22 protein-coding genes are annotated in these 19,066 nt (G+C 70.9%); 18 read left to right on the top strand and 4 right to left on the bottom strand.

The genetic code is table 11. From position 1 onward, the window contains the following. From QZL85_RS04925 to QZL85_RS04910, 4 genes are all read left to right on the top strand, one after another. Window positions 1-1,089 (top strand): hypothetical protein (locus tag QZL85_RS04925; RefSeq protein ID WP_366208645.1); only part of this gene is annotated, 1,089 nt, incomplete at its 5' end. Further along, complete coding sequence (locus QZL85_RS04920; protein WP_295574380.1) at window positions 1,089-2,120, top strand: HAD-IIA family hydrolase; 1,032 nt, start codon at window positions 1,089-1,091, stop codon at window positions 2,118-2,120. The genes QZL85_RS04925 and QZL85_RS04920, both read left to right, overlap by 1 nt. A gap of 25 nt (window positions 2,121-2,145) precedes the next feature. Beyond that, window positions 2,146-2,310 carry a hypothetical protein gene (locus tag QZL85_RS04915; RefSeq protein WP_295574388.1) on the top strand — a complete coding sequence of 55 codons (165 nt, stop codon included), beginning with the start codon at window positions 2,146-2,148 and terminating at the stop codon, window positions 2,308-2,310. Beyond that, window positions 2,307-3,119: a TlyA family RNA methyltransferase gene (locus QZL85_RS04910; protein WP_295574377.1), complete on the top strand. Its 813-nt coding sequence runs from the start codon at window positions 2,307-2,309 to the stop codon at window positions 3,117-3,119. Before QZL85_RS04915 ends, QZL85_RS04910 begins: the two co-directional genes overlap by 4 nt. Before the next feature lie 79 nt (window positions 3,120-3,198). Here QZL85_RS04910 and QZL85_RS04905 read toward each other — a convergent pair whose 3' ends face one another. Further along, window positions 3,199-3,369, bottom strand: coding sequence for a CsbD family protein (locus tag QZL85_RS04905; protein WP_295574376.1), 171 nt, complete (start codon window positions 3,367-3,369; stop codon window positions 3,199-3,201). Window positions 3,370-3,587: 218 nt separating this feature from the next. Here QZL85_RS04905 and QZL85_RS04900 point away from each other — a divergent pair, with 218 nt between their 5' ends. The 12 genes from QZL85_RS04900 (at window position 3,588) to QZL85_RS04845 (ending at window position 12,920) form a co-directional block, all read left to right on the top strand. After that, window positions 3,588-4,160: a PadR family transcriptional regulator gene (locus QZL85_RS04900; RefSeq protein WP_295574372.1), complete on the top strand. Its 573-nt coding sequence runs from the start codon at window positions 3,588-3,590 to the stop codon at window positions 4,158-4,160. Between the two features lie 47 nt (window positions 4,161-4,207). After that, the gene (locus QZL85_RS04895; RefSeq protein WP_295574383.1) at window positions 4,208-5,881 is read left to right on the top strand and encodes an AarF/ABC1/UbiB kinase family protein; all 1,674 of its coding nucleotides are present in this window, start codon (window positions 4,208-4,210) and stop codon (window positions 5,879-5,881) included. 96 nt (window positions 5,882-5,977) lie between these two features. Continuing rightward, on the top strand, window positions 5,978-6,553 hold the full coding sequence (locus tag QZL85_RS04890) for an NADPH-dependent FMN reductase (protein WP_295574370.1): 576 nt from the start codon (window positions 5,978-5,980) through the stop codon (window positions 6,551-6,553). Window positions 6,554-6,564: 11 nt separating this feature from the next. Next, window positions 6,565-7,104, top strand: coding sequence for a YaeQ family protein (locus tag QZL85_RS04885; protein WP_295574367.1), 540 nt, complete (start codon window positions 6,565-6,567; stop codon window positions 7,102-7,104). A gap of 99 nt (window positions 7,105-7,203) precedes the next feature. Then, the gene (locus QZL85_RS04880; RefSeq protein WP_295574365.1) at window positions 7,204-8,493 is read left to right on the top strand and encodes a serine/threonine-protein kinase; all 1,290 of its coding nucleotides are present in this window, start codon (window positions 7,204-7,206) and stop codon (window positions 8,491-8,493) included. Further along, entirely contained in the window at window positions 8,490-8,990 is a 501-nt protein-coding gene (locus tag QZL85_RS04875; protein ID WP_295574364.1) for a hypothetical protein, read from the top strand. The genes QZL85_RS04880 and QZL85_RS04875 overlap by 4 nt, the downstream gene beginning before the upstream one ends. A 125-nt stretch (window positions 8,991-9,115) precedes the next feature. After that, a complete protein-coding gene (locus QZL85_RS04870; RefSeq protein ID WP_295574362.1) occupies window positions 9,116-9,337 on the top strand; it encodes a hypothetical protein in 222 nt (73 codons plus the stop codon). 91 nt (window positions 9,338-9,428) lie between these two features. Then, entirely contained in the window at window positions 9,429-10,091 is a 663-nt protein-coding gene (locus tag QZL85_RS04865; protein WP_295574360.1) for a DUF2510 domain-containing protein, read from the top strand. After that, window positions 10,088-10,879, top strand: coding sequence for a sulfite exporter TauE/SafE family protein (locus tag QZL85_RS04860; protein WP_295574357.1), 792 nt, complete (start codon window positions 10,088-10,090; stop codon window positions 10,877-10,879). The genes QZL85_RS04865 and QZL85_RS04860 overlap by 4 nt, the downstream gene beginning before the upstream one ends. Before the next feature lie 45 nt (window positions 10,880-10,924). Continuing rightward, window positions 10,925-11,371 (top strand): MaoC family dehydratase N-terminal domain-containing protein, encoded by a 447-nt coding sequence (locus QZL85_RS04855; RefSeq protein ID WP_295574355.1) that lies wholly within the window; start codon window positions 10,925-10,927, stop codon window positions 11,369-11,371. Further along, window positions 11,368-11,778, top strand: a complete 411-nt coding sequence (locus QZL85_RS04850; RefSeq protein ID WP_295574352.1) for a MaoC/PaaZ C-terminal domain-containing protein — start codon at window positions 11,368-11,370, stop codon at window positions 11,776-11,778. Before QZL85_RS04855 ends, QZL85_RS04850 begins: the two co-directional genes overlap by 4 nt. A 5-nt stretch (window positions 11,779-11,783) precedes the next feature. Continuing rightward, on the top strand, window positions 11,784-12,920 hold the full coding sequence (locus QZL85_RS04845; RefSeq protein WP_295574349.1) for a UDP-N-acetylmuramate dehydrogenase: 1,137 nt from the start codon (window positions 11,784-11,786) through the stop codon (window positions 12,918-12,920). Between the two features lie 22 nt (window positions 12,921-12,942). Here the strand turns inward: QZL85_RS04845 and QZL85_RS04840 are convergent, their stop codons facing one another. Next, a complete protein-coding gene (locus QZL85_RS04840) occupies window positions 12,943-14,142 on the bottom strand; it encodes a pyridoxal phosphate-dependent aminotransferase (protein WP_295574345.1) in 1,200 nt (399 codons plus the stop codon). Between the two features lie 135 nt (window positions 14,143-14,277). Here QZL85_RS04840 and QZL85_RS04835 point away from each other — a divergent pair, with 135 nt between their 5' ends. Further along, window positions 14,278-14,646 (top strand): hypothetical protein, encoded by a 369-nt coding sequence (locus QZL85_RS04835; protein WP_295574342.1) that lies wholly within the window; start codon window positions 14,278-14,280, stop codon window positions 14,644-14,646. Here the strand turns inward: QZL85_RS04835 and QZL85_RS04830 are convergent. Further along, the gene (locus tag QZL85_RS04830) at window positions 14,609-14,944 is read right to left on the bottom strand and encodes a YciI family protein (protein ID WP_295574339.1); all 336 of its coding nucleotides are present in this window, start codon (window positions 14,942-14,944) and stop codon (window positions 14,609-14,611) included. The genes QZL85_RS04835 and QZL85_RS04830 overlap by 38 nt on opposite strands. Window positions 14,945-15,025: 81 nt before the next feature. Further along, window positions 15,026-16,831 (bottom strand): glycoside hydrolase family 2 protein, encoded by a 1,806-nt coding sequence (locus QZL85_RS04825; RefSeq protein ID WP_295574336.1) that lies wholly within the window; start codon window positions 16,829-16,831, stop codon window positions 15,026-15,028. 170 nt (window positions 16,832-17,001) lie between these two features. Between QZL85_RS04825 and QZL85_RS04820 the strand changes: the two genes are divergently transcribed. Further along, window positions 17,002-19,066 (top strand): family 43 glycosylhydrolase (locus QZL85_RS04820; RefSeq protein ID WP_295574334.1); only part of this gene is annotated, 2,065 nt, incomplete at its 3' end.

Here is a 19,066-nt window from a genome sequence, read left to right as displayed (position 1 = left end):
CCCCGCGACGGCGATCGTAAGCCGTACCAGCAGCGCGATGGGGAGCGTCGTTCCTTCGGCGACGACCGCCGCGCCTCGCGTCCGCCTCAGGATTCCGACCGTCGTCAGGCCTCGGCCGGTCCGGAGATCCCCGAGGATGTCACTGCGGCCGACCTCAATGCGCAGGCCCGCAACGAACTGAAGACGCTGAGCAAGGAGAACGCCGAGCAGGTCGCCCGCCACCTGGCGATGGCGGCTCAGCTCATCGACGAAGACGCGGCGCTCGCGCACGAGCATGCCCTCGCGGCATCCCGTCGCGCCGGCCGCATCGCCGTCGTCCGCGAGACCGTCGCGATCACCGCCTATGCGATCGGCGACTTCGCGCTCGCCCTCCGTGAACTGCGCACGTACCGACGGATCTCCGGTCGCGATGACCAGATCGCACTGATGGTCGACAGCGAACGCGGCGTCGGTCGCCCGGACCGCGCCCTCGAGGTCGGGCGCGCCGTCGACCGCGCCGGCCTTCCGGTCGACGTGCGCGTCGAGCTCGCGATCGCCATGTCCGGCGCACGACTCGACCGGGGCGAGGCCGAGCGCGCGCTGCAGGAGCTCGACATCCCGGAGCTCGACCCGCAACGGGCGTTCTCGTGGAGCCCCGCACTCTTCGCCGCACGCGCAACGGTGCTCGAGGAACTCGGCCGCAACGCCGAGGCGCGGGAATGGCAGCATCGCGCCGAGGTCGCCGCCGACGCGATCGACGCCGTGGACGCCGACCGCGAGGTTATGGTCGTCGAGGAGATCGAGGAGATCCCGGACGAGCCCGACGATGCGGCGTTCGACGCAGAGGACGATCTCGACGCTGACGACGCTGACGACGCTGACGACGCTGACGCTGCCGACGCCGATGAGGAGAGTTTCGAGATCTCCGACGCCGACGAGGATGGGGATAGCGAGTTCTCGTCCTCTGACGAGTCCGTCCATATCGGCGACGAGTCCGAGGATGAGCCCGTTGCGGTCGTCGAGAACTCCTCGCACGACATCGCCGACGACGCCGACGCCGAGGTCGCCGCGGCCGCCGACGAGGAGGACGACCGGGAGCCCGAGGTCTGATGCCGCTGCTCTCCCGCAAGCGCCCGACCCCGCTCGAGGGCATCGACCTCGTGCTCGCGGATCTCGACGGCGTCGTGTACGCCGGCGACGGTGCACTCCCATACGCCGTCGACAGCCTGAACCGCGCGGCCGAAGGCCGCCGTCTCGGCTACATCACGAACAACGCGTCGCGTCGCGACACGGTCGTGGCCGCGCACCTGCGCGAGCTCGGTCTTCGCACCGAACCCGGCGACGTCGTGACGAGCCCGCAGGCCGCCGTCCGACTCCTCAAAGACCGCGTGCCCGTCGGGTCAGCCGTGCTGGTCGTCGGGGGAGACGGGCTCGTCTTCGAACTCGAGCGTGCCGGCTACACCGTCACCCGCAGCGCCGACGATCAGCCCGCCGCCGTCGTGCAGGGATTCGCACCCGAGGTCGGATGGGCGCAGCTCGCGGAAGCCGCATACGCGCTCGCAACGCCCGAGGACCAGGGCGGAATCCCGTGGATCGCGACCAACACGGACTGGACGATCCCGCAGTCCCGTGGCATCGCGCCGGGGAACGGCACCCTCGTCTCCGCCGTGCACACCGCCGTGGGTCGGCTGGCCGTCGTCGCAGGCAAGCCCGAACGTCCCATCTTCGATGAGGCGGTCGCGCGGTTCGGCGCCCAGTCTCCTCTCTTCGTCGGCGATCGGCTCGACACCGATATCGCCGGGGCGCACGCCGCCGGCATCCCATCCGTTCTCGTGCTGACCGGGATCGACCGGCCGAAGCACGTTCTGGCCGCGCCGAAGCACTCCCAGCCGACATTCATCGTCGGCGACCTCCGTGAGCTGCATGAGCCGTACCCGGAGACCGTGACGCGCGGCGACGTCACGACGGTCGGTTCCGCTGCCGTGCGTATCGACGGGCCCGACCTGCACATCGTCGCGGAGGGCGACCGCGCGGTCGACCTCGTCCGCGCGGGCGCGGCGGCGATCTGGGCGACCGGACGGGCGATCTACGGATTCCGCATCCCCGAGCGGCTGTACGCCGATCCGTTCCATCGCCCCTGACCCGCGGGCGCGTATCGTGGAGGGCATGTCGATGGATGCCGGAGACCCCCGCGAGCGCCGCGAAGACCTGCTGTCGACGCTCGAGGTCATCGAAGGACAGCCGCTGAGCGACCGCGCCGCCGCATACGCGGCCGTGCACGACGAGTTGGCGCGCCGACTGGAGTCCGGTCCCCGCGACGCGCACGCATGACCAGCCGCCTCGACGCGGCCGTCGCCGCCCGCGGGCTCGCGCGCTCCCGCACGCACGCCGCCCAGCTCATCGACGCGGGGCTCGTCTCCGTCGACGGCGCGACCGTGGTGAAGGCATCCGTCCGCGTCGAAGATGACTCGGTCATCCAGGTCGCGGCATCCGATCACTACGTCAGCCGCGCTGCGCACAAGCTGCTCGCCGGACTCGACGCGTTCGGGCTCGACGTCACGGGCCGCGTCGCACTCGACATGGGGGCCTCGACCGGCGGATTCACGCAGGTCCTGCGCGAACGCGGCGCCACGCCGGTCATCGCCGTCGACGTGGGGCACGGCCAGCTCGCCCCTTCCGTCGCGGCCGATGACCAGGTCATCGCCGTCGAAGGGTTCAACGTCCGCTACATGACGCCCGCGGCGCTCGTCGAGGCGAGCGGGGTCGCCGTCCCGCCGCGCATCGTGACGGGGGATCTGTCCTTCATCTCCCTGACCCACGTCCTGCCTGCCGTCGCCGCGGTGAGCGCGGCGGATGCCGACATCGTCCTGCTGATCAAACCGCAGTTCGAAGTCGGCCGCACCGGCGTGCGCGAAGGGCTCGTCACCGATCCCGGCCGACGGGCGGACGCGATCGCCACCGTCCTGTGGTCCGCGTGGGATGCGGGGCTCGGGACGCACGGGCTGATCGCATCGCCGATCGTGGGCACGCACGGGAACGCCGAGTTCGTCGCGCACCTGCAGCCGGGTGCGGCCGCAGACCGAGGCAATCCGACGGTGTGGCTCGACGTCGTCGACATGCTGTCCCGAGCCCGAGCCTGAATCCGGCGGCGCCGTTCCGCCCGTGGGCGGGCAGAGAGAACGGCCGGGACCTCGCGGGTCCCGGCCGTCCAGCCAGGGTTCAGCGGAAGGCGTCCTTGACGTCCTCGCCGACCTTCTTGGCTTTCGCCTCGGCCTGGTCCTTGTGACCTTCGGCTTCGAGGCGCTCGTTGTCCGTGGCGTCGCCGAGAGCTTCCTTGCCCTTGCCGACGGCGTCCTGAGCGGCGTTCTTGATCTTGTCGTCGAGACCCATAGTCGTCTCCTTCCTCTGGCCGCGTTCTCGTGGTGTCCGCGGCGGTCACAGCAGTCAATGCGCGCGAGCGGGTTCACGCGAGGGGGTTGACATCTTGCTCCGGACGTGGCCGAATACGCGTGCTCGCCGGTGCGACGAAGCCTCTTCCCTGATGGCCCGTACCGATATATCGTTATGTATCGCTGAGGCCATCGGGGCCAGGCGCAGAGGGGGTCATCATGAGCGGATCATTCATGGACGACGCATTCGGGCGGCGCGGTCGCGGGGGCGGCCAGGGATGGCCGGCGACCGGCATCTGGGAGGCCATGGAGCAGCTGCGGGGTGCGTTCGAGCAGCGTGCCAGCGGGCCGCGCATGGGCCGCGGCGACGTCCGCACGGCCGTGCTCAGCCTCCTCGCGGAGAAGCCCATGCACGGCTACCAGATCATCCACGAGATCGAGGAGCGCAGCGGCGGGACCTGGAAGCCGAGCCCGGGTTCGGTCTACCCGACGCTGCAGCTCCTCGCCGATGAGGGACTCATCCGGGCGGAGGAATCGGGGGGCCGCAAGACCTACTCGCTGACCGACGAAGGACGCCAGGCGGCAGACGACGCGGGCGACCGCTCGGCCCCGTGGGAGACGCCGGGTGCGCGCGAGAGCGCGAAGGTGACAGCCCTGCCGAAGGCGGGGATGGATCTCGCCCACGCGGTCGCGCAGGTCGGGACCTCGGGCACCCCGGAGCAGGTGAAGGAGGCCGTCACGGTCCTCGAGGAGGCGCGCCGCCGGCTCTTCAGCATTCTGGCGCAGGACTGATCCGCGCCCGTCGGCGTCAAGGAGGCTCGGTGTCCGACGCCACGAACATGCGCGCGCGTCGCCGCAGGATCCTGCGGTTCGCGGCGCGCTACCTGGTGCAGGCCTGGTGGTACGAGCTCCTGCTCCCACGGCTCGGGCTCGCTCGGCTGTCCGCGCGCGGCCGCGCGGCACGGCTGACCCGCATCGCGCGGCGCTTCCATGCACTCGCGGTCGAGCTCGGCGGCCTCATGATCAAGGTCGGCCAGTTCCTCTCCTCGCGACTGGACGTCCTGCCGCCCGAGATCACGAAAGAGCTCGAAGGGCTGCAGGACGAGGTGCCCGCCGTGCCCTTCCCGGCCATTCGCGACCTGGCGGTGGCTGAGCTCGGTGTGCCGCTCGAGCGCGCGTTCGCGTCGGTCGATGCGGCGCCGTTGGCCGCCGCATCCCTCGGCCAGGCGCACCGCGCCACCCTGTCCGCGTTCGACGCGGAGGACACCGGCCTGAGCGACGTGGTCGTGAAGATCCAGCGCCCCGGGATCGACGAGGTCGTCGACGTCGACCTCGCGGCCCTCCGCAGGGTGGCCGTGTGGCTGAGTCGGGTGCGCCTGGTGTCGGACCGCGTCGACATGCCGGCCCTCGTCGAGGAGTTCGCGCACACGAGCCTCGAGGAGATCGACTACCTGCACGAAGCGGCGAACTCCGAGCGGTTCGCCGAGAGCTTCGCCGGGGACGCCCGCGTCGCCGTGCCCGCGGTCGTCTGGGAGCGCACGACGCGACGCGTGCTGACCCTCGAGGACGTCACCGCCATCAAGATCAACGACGTCGCGGCACTGCGAGCCGCCGGCATCGACCCGGCGGCGGTGGCCACCGCCTTCGCGGCCGTCATGTTTGACCAGCTCTTCCGGCACGGCTTCTTCCACGCCGACCCGCATCCGGGCAACATCTTCGTCGTCCCCGACGCGGCGAGCGCCCCGGCGGCAGGTGATCGGCCCTTCACCTTCGCGTTCGTCGACTTCGGGATGATGGGGGAGGTGCCCGACACGCTGCGCCGCGGATTGCGTCGCCTGCTCATCGCTGCGGCTTCGCGTGACGGCAAGGGCATGGTCTCGGGCATCCAGGACGTCGGCGTGCTGCTGCCTTCGGCAGACACCGTGGAACTGGAGCGGGCGCTCACGACGCTGTTCTCGCGGTTCGGGGGAATGGGTTTCGCCGAGCTCCAGGAGGTCGACCCACGCGAGTTCCGGGCTTTCGCGATCGAGTTCGGCGATGTCGTGCGGTCGCTGCCCTTTCAGCTCCCGGAGAACTTCCTCCTCATCATCCGTGCGATGTCCCTCACGTCCGGCATGTGCAGCTCCCTCGACCCCGCCTTCAACATCTGGGATGCCGTCGAGCCGTACGCCGCGCAGCTTCTCCGCGACGAGGGCGGAAACGTCGTGCAGGACATCGCGCAGCGCGTCGTCTCCACGGCGGGCCTGCTCGCGCGCCTCCCCGGACGAGTCGACGAGGTCCTCACACGGCTCGACGAGGGGCGCCTCGCCGTCGACACGCCGCGGCTCGATCGACGCGTCGTGCGGTTGGAGCGCGCGGCACGGCGCATCGTCTCCGCGATCCTCTTCACCGCACTGCTGATCGGCGGCATCCTGCTGCGCGCCGACGACGTCGTGTTCGGGACGGTGCTCATGGCGACCTCGGCTGTCCCGCTCGTCCATGCGCTGTTCGCGGGGGTGGGCGGCCGGCGCTGAGGGGGTACCGGCGCCTCGAGTCGAGGCGCACACTGAACCTGACACGCGACCGCTTGTCGCTGTCATCGCCGGCCGCCGAACCATCAGGGAGCAGCAATGTCGTACAACGTGGGCTATTTCGTGGGGAGTCTCTCGTCGACGTCCATCAATCGCATCCTTTCGAAGGCGCTCCTCCGCCTCGCGCCCGATGACCTCGAGTTCACCGAGATCCCCATCCGCGACCTTCCGCTGTACAGCCCCGACTACGACGCCGACTACCCGGCCGAGGCGCGGGCACTGAAGGAGGCGATCGCGTCGGCGGATGCCGTCCTCTTCATCACTCCCGAGTACAACCGGTCGATTCCCGGCGCGCTGAAGAACGCGATCGACTGGGCCTCGCGGCCGTGGGGCCAGAACTCCTTCGACCACATCCCCGCCGCCGTCATCGGCGCGTCCATCGGTCAGATCGGCACCGCGGTCGCGCAGCAGAGCCTGCGCGGCGTCCTGAGCTTCTGCAACGCGCGGCAGATGACGGCGCCGGAGGCGTACATCCACTACACGCCGGAGGTGTTCGCCGAGGACGGCGCCGTGTCCGACGCCGGCACGGAGGAGTTCCTCCGCGGCTTCATGGCCGAGTTCCGCGACCACGTCGAGCGCGTGCTGACGGTGCTGCCTCGCACGGACACCGCGTAGGCTCGAGCCCTATGGCCGTCGGCGCAGTGATCCACACGTTCGCAGTGCAGCTGGCCGATGTGGACCGCGGCGTCTACGAGGATCTGGCCCTGCGGGTGGCCCGCCATCCGTCCGAGACGGACGCGTTCATGATGACGCGGGTCCTCGCCTACTGCCTGGAGTTCGAGGAGGGCATCGCCTTCAGCGAGGGGATCAGCTCGACCGACGAGCCCGCGGTGATCGTGCGCGATCTGACGGGCCGCCTCACCGCCTGGATCGAGGTGGGTGCACCGGATGCCGCGCGACTGCACTACGGAAGCAAGCTCGCGGACCGCACCACGGTCTACACGCACCGCGATCCCGTCAAAGTGGCGGCGGCGTGGGCCGGAAAGCCGATCCACCGCCCGGAGTCGATCGTCCTGCACAGCTTCGACCCCGGTTTCATCGACGCCGCGGCTGCGGTCCTCGAGCGACGGAACACGATGACGCTCTCGGTCACCGAGCGCCAGGTCTACCTCGAAATCAACGGGACGACGTCGACCTCCGTCATCCACGATCATCCGGTCGCCTGACACGTCCGGCGCGACGGTGTCAACCCGGTGGGCGGGCGTCGTCGGCCTCCGTATGGTTGTGTGAGCGCGACGCGTGGAGTCGGGGTCAGGAAGGCAGCCATGGTGGAAGGTACGGAGCGGTCGCTCCCGACCGCACCGACGCCGGCGCCCTCTCCCGGCGGAGAACGGCTCGGCGGAGAACGGCTCGGCGGGCGGTATCTGCTGCAATCGCCGATCGGCGAGGGCGGCATGGGCGTCGTCCATCTCGCGCAGGACGAACTGCTCGGCCGGACCGTCGCCATCAAGGTCTTCCGGGACGGGACGGCGGACGCAGCCCGGACGACCTCGGAGACGCGTCTGCTCGCGGGCCTGAACCACCCCGCGCTGGTGACCCTGTTCGATGCGCACGTCGACGGAGCGGCACCCAACTACCTCGTGATGGAGTTCGTCGACGGTCCGACCCTGGCGGATCGGATCCTCCGCGGTCCCATCCCCGAGGACGTGGTCGCGACGATGGCGCGCGACCTCGCGGACGCCCTGCATGTCGTGCACGCGGCCGGTGTCGTGCATCGCGACATCAAACCGTCCAACGTGCTGCTGCGGTCCTCGCCGGTGCCGGGGGAGGAGTTCCGGGCGAAGCTCGCCGACTTCGGCATCGCCTATCTCGTCGACTCGACCCGGCTGACCACCCCCGGCCTGCTGATCGGCACAGCCGCCTACGTGAGCCCGGAGCAGGTCCGCGGTGTCGCGCCCACGTCCGCCGCCGACATCTACGCTCTGGGGCTCGTCCTGCTCGAATCGCTCACGGGACTCCGGGCGTTCGCCCAGGCGACACCGCACGAGGCTGCGCTGGCGCGCCTGTCGCAGGCCCCGTCCGTGCCGGCCCATCTCGGTCCGGCGTGGGTCGCGCTGCTCACGAGGATGACGGATGCCGATCCCGCCCGACGGCCCTCCGCGCTCGATGTCGTCGTCGCGGTGAGTGCCTTCGGCGCCTCGGGGGCCGACGCGCCCGTGGCCGGGCCGACGGCGACCGCCATCGCGGCGGCGCCCGATCCCGACGCGACGGTGGCGGACGACGGGCGCGCCGCCGTCGAGCCCGGCACCACGATCGCCGACCCGGCCGCTCCGGCGGCGGGCTCATGGCCGGCCGCGGCCGGCAGCGATGCCGTCACGCGGACACTGGAAGACCCCCTGCCACCCCGGCCGCCCCTGCCACAGGATGCGCCGCCGGCGGCACATCGGCGCTGGATCCCGCTCGCCGTCGCCGGCATCGTCATCATCGCCTTCGCGGTCGCGGGGCTCCTCATCTGGGGGGCGCTCGCCGCCCCGCCCGCCGACCCGGCGCTCCCGAGCATCGAAGACCCGCTCGGCACGCACCTCGACCAGCTCTGGGATTCGGTGACGCCATGATCTCCACGCTTCGTGCCTCGGCCTCGGCCGCGCTCCTCGCGGTCGCGCTCGTCTTCTCCGCCTGCGCCAGCCCCGACGCCGGTCTCTCGGGGACAGCGGGCAGAGACATGCAGGCGACCGTCGTGACCATCGCCGAGCACGCCGCGGCCGGAGACGCCGCCGCCGCGCTGGCGGAGCTCGATGCTCTGCAGAAGCGGCTCGACGACGCCCGCGCCGCCGATGACATCACGGCCGACCGGGCCGCCCTCGTGCAGCGCTCGATAGATCTGGTGCGCGCGGATCTGGATGCCGTCGCGGCGGAGAACGCCACGCCCACCCCGGCAGTGACCGATGACGGAGCGAGCGACGGTACGGACACGACCGACACCTCCGGCGACGGGTCGACCGAGGACAGCGGCAACAGCGGCAACAGCGGCAACAGCGGCGACAACGGCAAGGACAAGGACGACAGCGGCAAGGACAACGGCAAGGGCAAGGGGAACAACAAGGAGGACTGAGCGGATCGGGGAGGGTCACGCTTGCCCTCGGCCCCCGCGGAGTGGTACTTCTAGGGGTGACGAGATCTGGGGTCTCGTCGCGCGGGACCGGGGGGTTCCGTTTCACCAAGGACTGGGGGAGTCCGATGAGTCAGATGACGCTCGTTCCGGCTGTGTACCGCTGCCCGGATCACGACAACCACGAAGCACTCACCGAACGCGTACGTGAGCGCGTCGAGTGGGAGATCCGCTGCCTCGGCGACCAGCCGTCGGCGCCGTTCCACGTCGCCGTCACGTGTCCCGGACGCGCCACCGCTCCGGGCACCGAGCACCGGCGCGTGTACGACGGCATGTGGGAGCTCGCCTGACCCGATAGCCGGTCCGTCCCGGGCCGTCGGGAGCGCTGTCATACGCACCGACCGATATCGTCGTGTGTGACATGAGAGCGGAGTCGCACCGATGAGCAGCATCCCGGCAGGCTGGTACGACGACGGTCGCGGCGCGCAGCGCTGGTGGGACGGCGCGCAGTGGACGGAGCATGTCCAGCCCGGAGACGCCGCTGTGGCCCCTGCCGCCGCGGGCTCGGTCGCCCCGGACGCCTCCGTCGCCCCCGATGCCCCCGAGCGACCGAAGTCCCGGCTGTGGATCCTTTTCGTCGTACTGGGCGTTCTCGCCGTCGCCCTCATCGCCGCGGCCGCCTTCTTGCTGCCGCGTTTCATCGTCGGGCTGTTGGACGACCCGGAGCTGACCGGCGACGAGGCCGCCGCGGCGGCCGCCGTCGAGCTGTACGACGAGGCATGGGGCGCAGAGGACTGCGACGCCTACCTCACGGCGACGACGGAGGCGTTCCGCGACGGCATGGGACTCACCGACTGCGCCGTGTTCCAGGTGCAGGCGAAGGCGTTCACCGACAGCACGGACGAGTACGAGCTGGACATCACGAACGTGACCCGCGACGGCGAGAGCATCGTCGTCGACACGATCGAGACATTCGACTCGGTGCTCGACGATGAGGGCGAGCCGCTCGACGAGCCGGAGCCCGGACGCGTCGCCTACCGGTACGTCGTCGTGCCGGCCGTCGATGGACTGTGGGCCGTCGACGCCCTCACGGAGCGTCGATGACCGCATCCGCGGTGGGGCGCACGCCCCGCTTCTATCTCGCGTGCATCGGCATCGGTCTGACCGCCGGGCTGCTGTCCGGGCTGTTCGGCGTCGGCGGTGGCACGGTCATCGTCCCGCTCCTCGTGTTCCTGCTCGGCTTCGACCAGCGCCGCGCGGCGGGGACCTCGCTCGCTGCGATCGTCCCGACGGCGACGGTGGGCGTCGTCTCGTACGCCGTGCACGGGTCGGTCGCCTGGATCCCCGCGCTCATCCTGGCCGCCGGCGCCGTCGTCGGCGCGCAGATCGGCACATGGCTGCTGCCGCGGATCCCGCAGAACGCGCTGCGGTGGGGGTTCGTGGCCTTCCTCGTCATCGTCATCGTGATGCTGTTCGTCCAAGTGCCGTCCCGGGATGCCGAGCTCCCGCTGACGTGGTTCACGGGGGCGGGCCTCCTCCTGCTGGGCCTGTTCACCGGCATCATGGCGGGGCTCCTGGGCGTCGGGGGCGGTGTCATCGTCGTGCCCGCGCTCATGCTGCTCTTCGGCACGAGCGACCTCGTCGCCAAGGGCACGTCGCTCCTCATGATGATCCCGACCGCGCTGTCCGGCACGGTCGGCAACATCCGGCGCGCGAACGTCGACCTCGTCGCCGCGGGCGTCGTGGGCGCTGCGGCGTGCACGACGACGGCGCTCGGCGCATGGATCGCGACGCACATCGACCCGCTCACGGCGACCATCCTCTTCGCCGCCTTCATGACGTTCATCGCCGTGCAGATGGCGGTCCGTGCGCTGCGCGCGCGCCGCGCCTGACCGGGCGCCCGGCCGCCGGCATCCCCCGCTCGGTAGGATCGAAGGGTGTCCGTCAATCCTGAGCTGGTCGGTCGTGAGTTCCCGCCGACCGCCCCGTACCTCGTCGGTCGTGAGAAGGTGCGCGAGTTCGCCCGCGCGGTGCTCGCGACCGATCCGCAGCACACCGACCCCGTCGCGGCGCAGGCGCTCGGCTACGCCGACGTCGTCGCGCCGCCGACCTTCGCGATGGTCATCCAGGACCTGACGCTGCAGCAGCTTCTCGCCGAGCCGGAATCGGGCATCGTGCTCGAGCGCACGGTGCACGCCGAGCAGCGCTTCCGCTATTCACGCCCGATCGTCGCGGGCGACGAGCTCACCGGCCGCCTGCGGGTGACCGGGGTCCGTCCGTTCGGAAAGGGCGCCATGGTCACCAGCGAAGCCGAGATCACGGATGCCGACGGCGGTCACGTCGTCACGGCGACCTCCGTGCTGCTGATCGGAGGCGAGGAGTGAGCCCCGCGCTGGAGGTCGGCGCCGTCGTCGCCGAGCGCACCGTCCACCTCACCCGCGAGTCGCTCGTCCGCTACGCCGGCGCCTCGGGGGATTTCAATCCCATCCACTTCCGCGACGACGTCGCAACGCGTGTCGGCCTTCCCGGCGTCCTGGCGCACGGGATGCTCACGATGGGCCTCGCCGTCGAGACGCTCGTGCCCTGGCTCGGCGACACCGGCCGCATCCTGGAGTACGGCGTGCGGTTCACGCGACCCGTCGTCGTCGATGCCGAGGAGGGTGCCGAGGTCACCGTCGTCGCGAAGGTCGGCGCCGTGGACGCCGAGGTGGCGCGCATCGACCTCACCGTGACGTACGCGGAGACGACCGTCCTGGGCAAGGCCCAGGTGCGCGTCCGCGTCGACGGATGATCCGCATGCCCGAGATCGAACCGCGCCCGCTCGCCGAGCTGACGACGCTGCGCGCCGGGGGAACACCCGTCCGCATGGTCGAGGCGACGACCGCCGACGAGCTCGTCGAGGTCATGCGCGACGTGTGGGATGCCCGTGAGCCGTGGCTCGTCGTCGGCGGCGGATCCAATCTCCTCGTCGGCGACGGGGAGTTCGACGGGACCGTCGTCCTCGTCCGCAGCCACGGTATCGAGCGGCTCCCCGACCCTCGGGACGGGTATGCCCGTGTCCGCGTGCAGGCCGGTCACGACTGGGACGCGCTCGTGGCGTACACCGTCGCGGAGGGTCTCGGCGGGATCGCCGCGATGTCGGGAATCCCCGGCACCGCCGGTGCGGCTCCGGTGCAGAACATCGGCGCGTACGGCCAGGAACTCGTGCAGACCCTCGCCGAGGTCGACCTGCTCGACGAGGCCACCGGCGAGGTGACGACGGTGCACGCGGACGACCTGGCCCTGGGTTTCCGCACCTCGGTGCTCAAGCACCACTACGGCTCGGTGCCGCGGCGCCCCGCCGTGGTCCTCTCCATCACCCTCGACCTGCCGATCCTCGGCCACGGTGCACGGGTGGTGAACGGGCCGCAGCTGCGCGCCGCCCTGGGTCTGGATGCCGAGCAGGCGGTCACCCTCGAGTGGATCCGCGAGACCGTGCTGGCCACCCGCGCCCGGAAGGGCATGGTGCTCGACGACGCCGACGTCGACACGTGGAGCGCGGGCTCGTTCTTCCAGAACGCGATCGTCTCGGCGGCGTTCGCCCGGACCCTCCCGGCGGAGTGCCCGCGCTGGCCCCTGGCGCCCGAGCTCGACCCTGTGGTCGTCATCCCGCTCGACCGCTTCGACGGCGTGATCGCGCCGATCGTCTCGTCCGAGCCCGACGTCAAGGTCAGCGCGGCGTGGCTCATCGAGCACTCCGGGCTCCGCAAGGGCTTCAAGCTGCCCCGCTCCCGCGCCGCCCTCTCGAGCAAGCACGCCCTCGCTGTGACGAACCGCGGGCAGGCCACGGCGGAGGAGCTCGCCGAGCTCGCACGGTTCATCCAGGGGCGCGTGCAGTCCGAGTTCGGACTGCTTCTGCAGCCCGAACCGGTCCTGGTCGGCGTCGAACTCTAGCGTCCCGGCCGGAGTCCCGGCGTCAGGCGAAGAGGGACTGCAGGCGCTGCACGCCCTCGAGGATCTGGTCGTCACCGAGCGCGTAGGACAGGCGCAGGTATCCGGACGGACCGAACGCCTCGCCGGGGACGACCGCGACCTCGGCCTTCTCGAGGATGAGGTCGGCGAGCTCCAGCGACGTCGTCGGGGTCACCCCGGCCCACTCGTGACCCAGGAGCCCCGTGACATCGGGGTAGACGTAGAACGCGCCCAGCGGGTTCGGGACCGTCACGCCGGGGATCTTCGACAGTTCGCCGACGATGAGCGTGCGGCGGCGGTCGAAGGCCTGGCGCATCTGCTCCGCCTCGGTCTGTGGACCGGTCAACGCCGCCAGTGCCGCGCGCTGCGCGATGTTGTTGACGTTCGAGCTCAGGTGCGACTGCAGGTTCGCCGCGACCTTGATGGCGTCGGCGGGGCCGACCATCCAGCCCACGCGCCAGCCGGTCATGGCGTACGTCTTGGCGACGCCGTTGACGAGGATCGTCTGCCCGGCGAGCTCCGGCACGGCCTCGACGATCGAGACGGCGCGGATGCCTTCGTAGACGAGGTTCTGGTAGATCTCGTCGGTGATGACCCAGATGCCGTGCTCCAGTGCCCATTCGCCGATCGCGCGCGTCTCCTCGGGCGTGTAGACGGCCCCGGTCGGGTTCGACGGCGAGACGAAGACGAGCACGGTCGTCTTGTCGGTGCGGGCGGCCTCGAGCTGCTCGACGGTGATCTTGTACTCCTGCTCCGCACCGGCGAACACCTCGACGGGGGTGCCGTCGGCCAGCGCGATCGCCTCGGGGTACGTGGTCCAGTACGGCGCGGGGAGCAGTACCTCGTCGCCGGGGTTCACGACCGCCTGGAACGCCTGGTAGACGGCCTGCTTGCCCCCGTTGGTCACGACGACCTGCGACGCGGCCACCTCGAGCCCCGAGTCGCGCAGCGTCTTGGCGGCGATGGCCTCGCGCAGCACGGGGAGCCCGGCGGCCGGCGTGTAGCGGTAGTTCGCGGGGTCGTGCAGCGCCTCGGCGGCGGCATCCACGATGAACTGCGGCGTCGCGAAGTCCGGCTCGCCCGCCGCGTAGGAGATCACGGGGCGGCCCGCCGCCTGCAGGGCCTTGGCCTTGGCATCCACCTTGAGGGTGGCGGACTCGGCGATCGCGGAGAGTTTGCGGGAGAGAGGAGCGCGTTCGGTCACGCCTCCGAGCGTAGCCGAGCGGTATGCGCATCCGCGGGGTCAAGCGCCTGCAGTCGGGCAGACGACGCGATGTCGCCGAGATGAACAGATGGCCGGGCCATGGAGATCGGCGTGCGCCGCCCGTAGAGTCGCGACATGGGGTGGATGACATGGCTGCTGTGGCTGCTGGTGCTGGCACCGCTCATCTACGTGCTGGTCGGGACCGGCCTCATCGCCCTGGGCGTCGCGCTCAAGCAGGGCGGCCATCGATCGTCGCGGTTCGTCTTCGCCGCCGGCGCAGGCGGCTACGTCGGCGGGCTGACCTGCCTGCTGGCGTTCGCCGTCGACGAGGATGCGGGGCGCATGGCCTTCTCCATCTCGTTCTTCCTCCTCACCGCGGCGTGGGTGATCGGCGCGCTGATCGCCGCGGGGCGCACGAAGGGGACGGATGCCGGGCCCGCCCCCTCCGATCGCGCGACGTCGCCCCTCAGAGGTTCAGCGGCCACGCCGGGTGGAGCTGGATGACCCCGCCGCTCGCCATCGGATGGCGTGATGCGAGCTCGACCGCCTCCTCCAGCGTCTCGCACTCGAGCACATCGAAGCCGCCGATCAGCTCGTAGGCCTCGGCGAACGGGCCGTCGCTGACGATGACCTCGCCGCCGCGGCGCCGGACGGTCTTGGCCTCGCCCGCGGGCCGGAGCCGGTCACCTTCGACGGCGCGACCGGCGCCGTATGACTCCTCGGCCCACTGCTCGATCGTGATCGGCCCCTCCTCGGCGTCGGTGAGGGTGGGGTCGCTGAGCACCAGCATGAGAAAACGCATCGTCGTTCCTTCCGTTGGGTGTGACGTTACGTGAAGGCGTCGAACGGCACCGCGCGGAATCGACATCCGGTCCGCAGACCGTCAGCTCCGGCCGGTGCCCGTCATGATCTCGCGGAGGCGGTCGATCGGGAGCTTCGGCGTGCGGTCCGCCCGCACGAGGCCGTTGGTCTCCTGCAGGGTGTCGGTGAGCTGGGTGTAGCAGAAGCCCGCGAGCGCACTGCTGGCGTGGACAGCTGCCATGAGGCCGGACAACCGGGCATCGAAGTCGTCGGCGGACGTCGCGGCCGAGTAGCCCCACGCGTCCTCGGCGGCGTCCACATCGAAGGAGATCCCGCCGAACTCGGTGAGCATGATCGGCGCCTCCGAGACGTCGCCGCTGAGGATCAGCACGCGACCCGCCGGCCCCACGGTGTCGATGAGGTCCTGCACGGCGCCGCGGGTGGCGTACCGCGCCCGCATGATGTCGGGATCGGCCTCGTAGTCGTGGATCGCGACGATGTCGGTGTCGACCTGCTCCCAGCCGTCGTTGGAGACGACGGGCCGGGTGGGGTCGAGGGCCTTCGTCAGCGAGACGAGGGCGCGCGCGAACTCGCGCATCCGGGAGTCGGTGGCGATGTGCTGCACGCCCCAGCTCTCGTTCAGCGGAACCCACGTCACGATCGAGGGGTGCGAGAAGTCACGGCGGACGACCTCGAGCCACTCTCGTGTCGTGCGTTCGATGGCGGCGGGGGAGAAGGTGAAGGTGGCCGGCGCCTCGCCCCAGATCAGCAGGCCGAGGCGGTCGGCCTCGAAGAGGAAGCGCGGGTCCTCGAACTTCTGATGCAGCCGGGCCGCGTTGAAGCCGAGATCCTTGATGAGCTGCACCTCCTCGCGCAGTGCGCTCGCCGAGGGGGCCGCGAGGTGCGACTGCGGCCAGTACCCCTGGTTCAGCACCGAACGCACGTAGTACGGCCGGTCGTTGAGGAAGAAGCGGCCACGAGCGACGTGCGCCGTGCGGATGCCGACGTAGGAGCGCACCTCGTCGTCACCGATCACGACATCGGCGTCGATGAGGCGCGGGTGCTCGGGCGACCAGAGCAGCTCCTCGTACGCCTGCCCGTTCGCGAGCGCCGCGATCGGAAGGACGACGACGGCCTCGTCGTCGGCGACGGTGGTCTCGACGGTCGCGAGGTCGCCGCCGTCGTGGTGGAGCGCGATGCGCACGCGCACCGGCTCGGCCGGAACGGCCGAGAGTTCCAGGTGTGCCGTCACCATGCCGGCGCGCGGATCCGTGACCCAGCGCAGCGCGGTCACGTGCAGCGGAGGGGCCGACTCGAGCCACACCGGCTGCCAGATCCCGCTCGTGCGGTGATACCAGATCACGTGCGGCTGGGTGCGCCAGTCCTGCTTCCCGCGGGGCTGCGCGATGTCGTGCGGGTCGTCCTCGACGCGCACGACGAGAAGGTGCTCGGCGCCGTCCGCGACGAGGTCGCCGATGTCGATCCGGAACGGGGTGTGCCCGCCCTCGTGCGCGCCGATGAGCGCACCGTCGAGCCAGACACGACAGCGGTAGTCGACGGCGCCGAAGTGCAGCAGCAGGGCGTTGCCTGCACGGTGACCGGCGGCGCGGAGCTCCTCGGCGCCGAAACGACGGGAGTACCACGTGATGCGGTGCGGCGCCGTGTCGCCGATGCCGGACGCCTCCGACTCGGGCGGGAAGGGCACCAGGATGTCGCGCTCGAAGTCGCCGCGCTCCGCCCACCCGGCGGCAAGGCCCGCGTCCTCGTCGTCGTGTGCAAACTGCCAGACGCCGCTGAGATCGGCCCACGCCGCCCGCAGCAGTTGGGGTCGAGGGTGGCTGCCATCCTGGGAGCTCGCACCCGAGAGCGCGCGGTCGTCATCGATCATGGCGTCTAGCATGCCGGAAAAGTTCAGCGCTGTAAACTTCCCTGCTGCTCACACAACGGCGCATTGACGACGATCTTTCCTGCGCTGTAGATTGCCGCGAGTCCGCACCGATGCGGACGACGGCGGTCCGGGCGCTGAGGCGCGGCACGCCGGAATCGAGAGGACATCGAATGACCCGTCTCCCCGCCCGTTCCCGATCCCGCGCGCGCGGTCGGCACGCGCTGACGGCGCTCGTCGCCGGATTGCTCGCCCTTGCGCCGGTCGCTGCGGTGGCGCCGTCGTCTCCCGCCGCCGCGGCCGAGCCGCCCGGCGCCGCCGCCGACTTCTACAACCCCGTCCTCAAGGGGGCGGACCCGTCGATCGTCCGCGACGGCGACGTCTACTACTCGGTGAGTTCCGATGCGGACGGCATCTGGGTGCGGAAGTCGACGAGTCTGGCCACGATGTCCGAGGGGACGACGACGAAGGTGTGGGGGCCGGACGAGACCGGCCCGCTGTGCTGCAACGTCTGGGCACCGGAGCTCCTCCGCATCGACGGTGCCTGGTACATCTACTTCGCCGCCGACGACGGAGCCAATGCGAATCATCGGATGTACGGCATCCGTGCCGCCGGGGACGACCCGCAGGGCGCGTGGACGGAGCCGGTGAAGATCGCCGCGTCGACCGACCGGTGGGCGATCGACGCCACCGTCATGAAGCACGGCGGCGAGCTCTACTTCCTCTGGTCGGGATGGGAGGGGACCACCGACGAGGGCCAGAGCCTGTACATCGCGCGGATGAGCGACCCCCTGACGATCCGGGGGGAGCGGGTCCCGCTCTCGAGCCCGTCCGAGCCGTGGGAGCGGGTCGCGCTGCCGATCCAGGAAGGCCCCGAGGTCCTCCAGCGCGACGGGACGACGACGCTCGTCTACTCCGCGAGCGGCAGCTGGACCGAGGACTACTGCCTCGGCACGCTCACCTCACGGGGCGGAGACGTCATGGATCCCGCGTCGTGGACGAAGTCCGACGGATGCGTGTTCGCCAAGCGCGACACCGCCTGGGGCCCGGGGCACCACACGTTCACCACCTCGCCCGACGGCTCGGAGGACTGGATCGTCTACCACGCCAGCACCGTGAAGGACCGCGGGTGGGATGGCCGCACGATCCGTGCGCAGCGCTTCTCGTGGACCGCGGACGGCACCCCCGTGTTCGGTGCCCCCGTGCCCACGTACGAGACGGTCGCGCTGCCCTCGGGCGACACGACCGCCCCGCAGGCGACCTACGAGGCCGAGGACGCCGTCGTCAACCGCGCCCGGATCGTCGACGTGTCGGTCGCCGGCGCATCCGGGGGACGCAAGGTCGGCTACATCGACCACGCGGACAGCTGGGTCGAGTTCACCGTCGACGCCCCGCGCGACGGCACCTACGGCGTCGACGTGCGCTACTCCAACGGCATCGGCTCGACGAGCACGCACCTCCTCTCCGTGAACGGCGGCGCTCCGCGCGCCGTCGCGCTGCCGAGCAACGGCTGGGACAACTGGCTGTTCGCCGGCGTCGAGGCCGACCTCCACGCCGGCACGAACACGCTGCGCCTGACGAAGGGCGACGGGTACGCCGAACTCGACCTCATCCGCGTGGACGCGCACCCGATCGGCGAACCCGAGGGCGACGGGGCGTCGGCTCCGCCTGCGCGCGGGGTCCTCTCCACCGATAACGGACACGACACCGGCCTGCGCGACGGCGACTACACCGTGACCATGAACCTCTGGTGGGGTGAGAACGCGAGCGCGTTCCGGCTCTACGAGAACGGGGAGCTGCTGACGACCACGCGGTTGCAGCCGGCCACCCCGGCCGCGCAGCGCGTCACGATCCCGATCCGTGGCCGCGCAGACGGCGACTACGTCTACACGGGCGTGCTCGTCAACTCCCGGGGGGAGACGAAGGTCGGACCCCTGCGCATTGTCGTGGCGAACGCGGCGCCCGGCACGCCGGTGCTCAGCCACGACGATCACGACCGGAACGGCACGTTCCTGCTGTCGGCGAACCTGTGGTGGGGGACCAACGCGACATCGTACGTCTTCCTCGAGGACGGCGTGCCGATCGGCGCGGGTCCGCTGCACGCGGCCACCCCCGCGGCGCAGCGCGCGAGTCTCGCGATCGAAGGCGCGACCCCCGGAACGCACCGGTACCAGGTCGAGTTCCGAAACGCCGCGGGTGCGACCCGCAGCGCGGTGCTGACCCTGACGGTCCGCCGCT

The organism is uncultured Microbacterium sp. (assembly GCF_900078385.1).
Lineage (GTDB): Bacteria > Actinomycetota > Actinomycetes > Actinomycetales > Microbacteriaceae > Microbacterium.
This window is presented reverse-complemented; position numbering and strand designations above follow the sequence as displayed.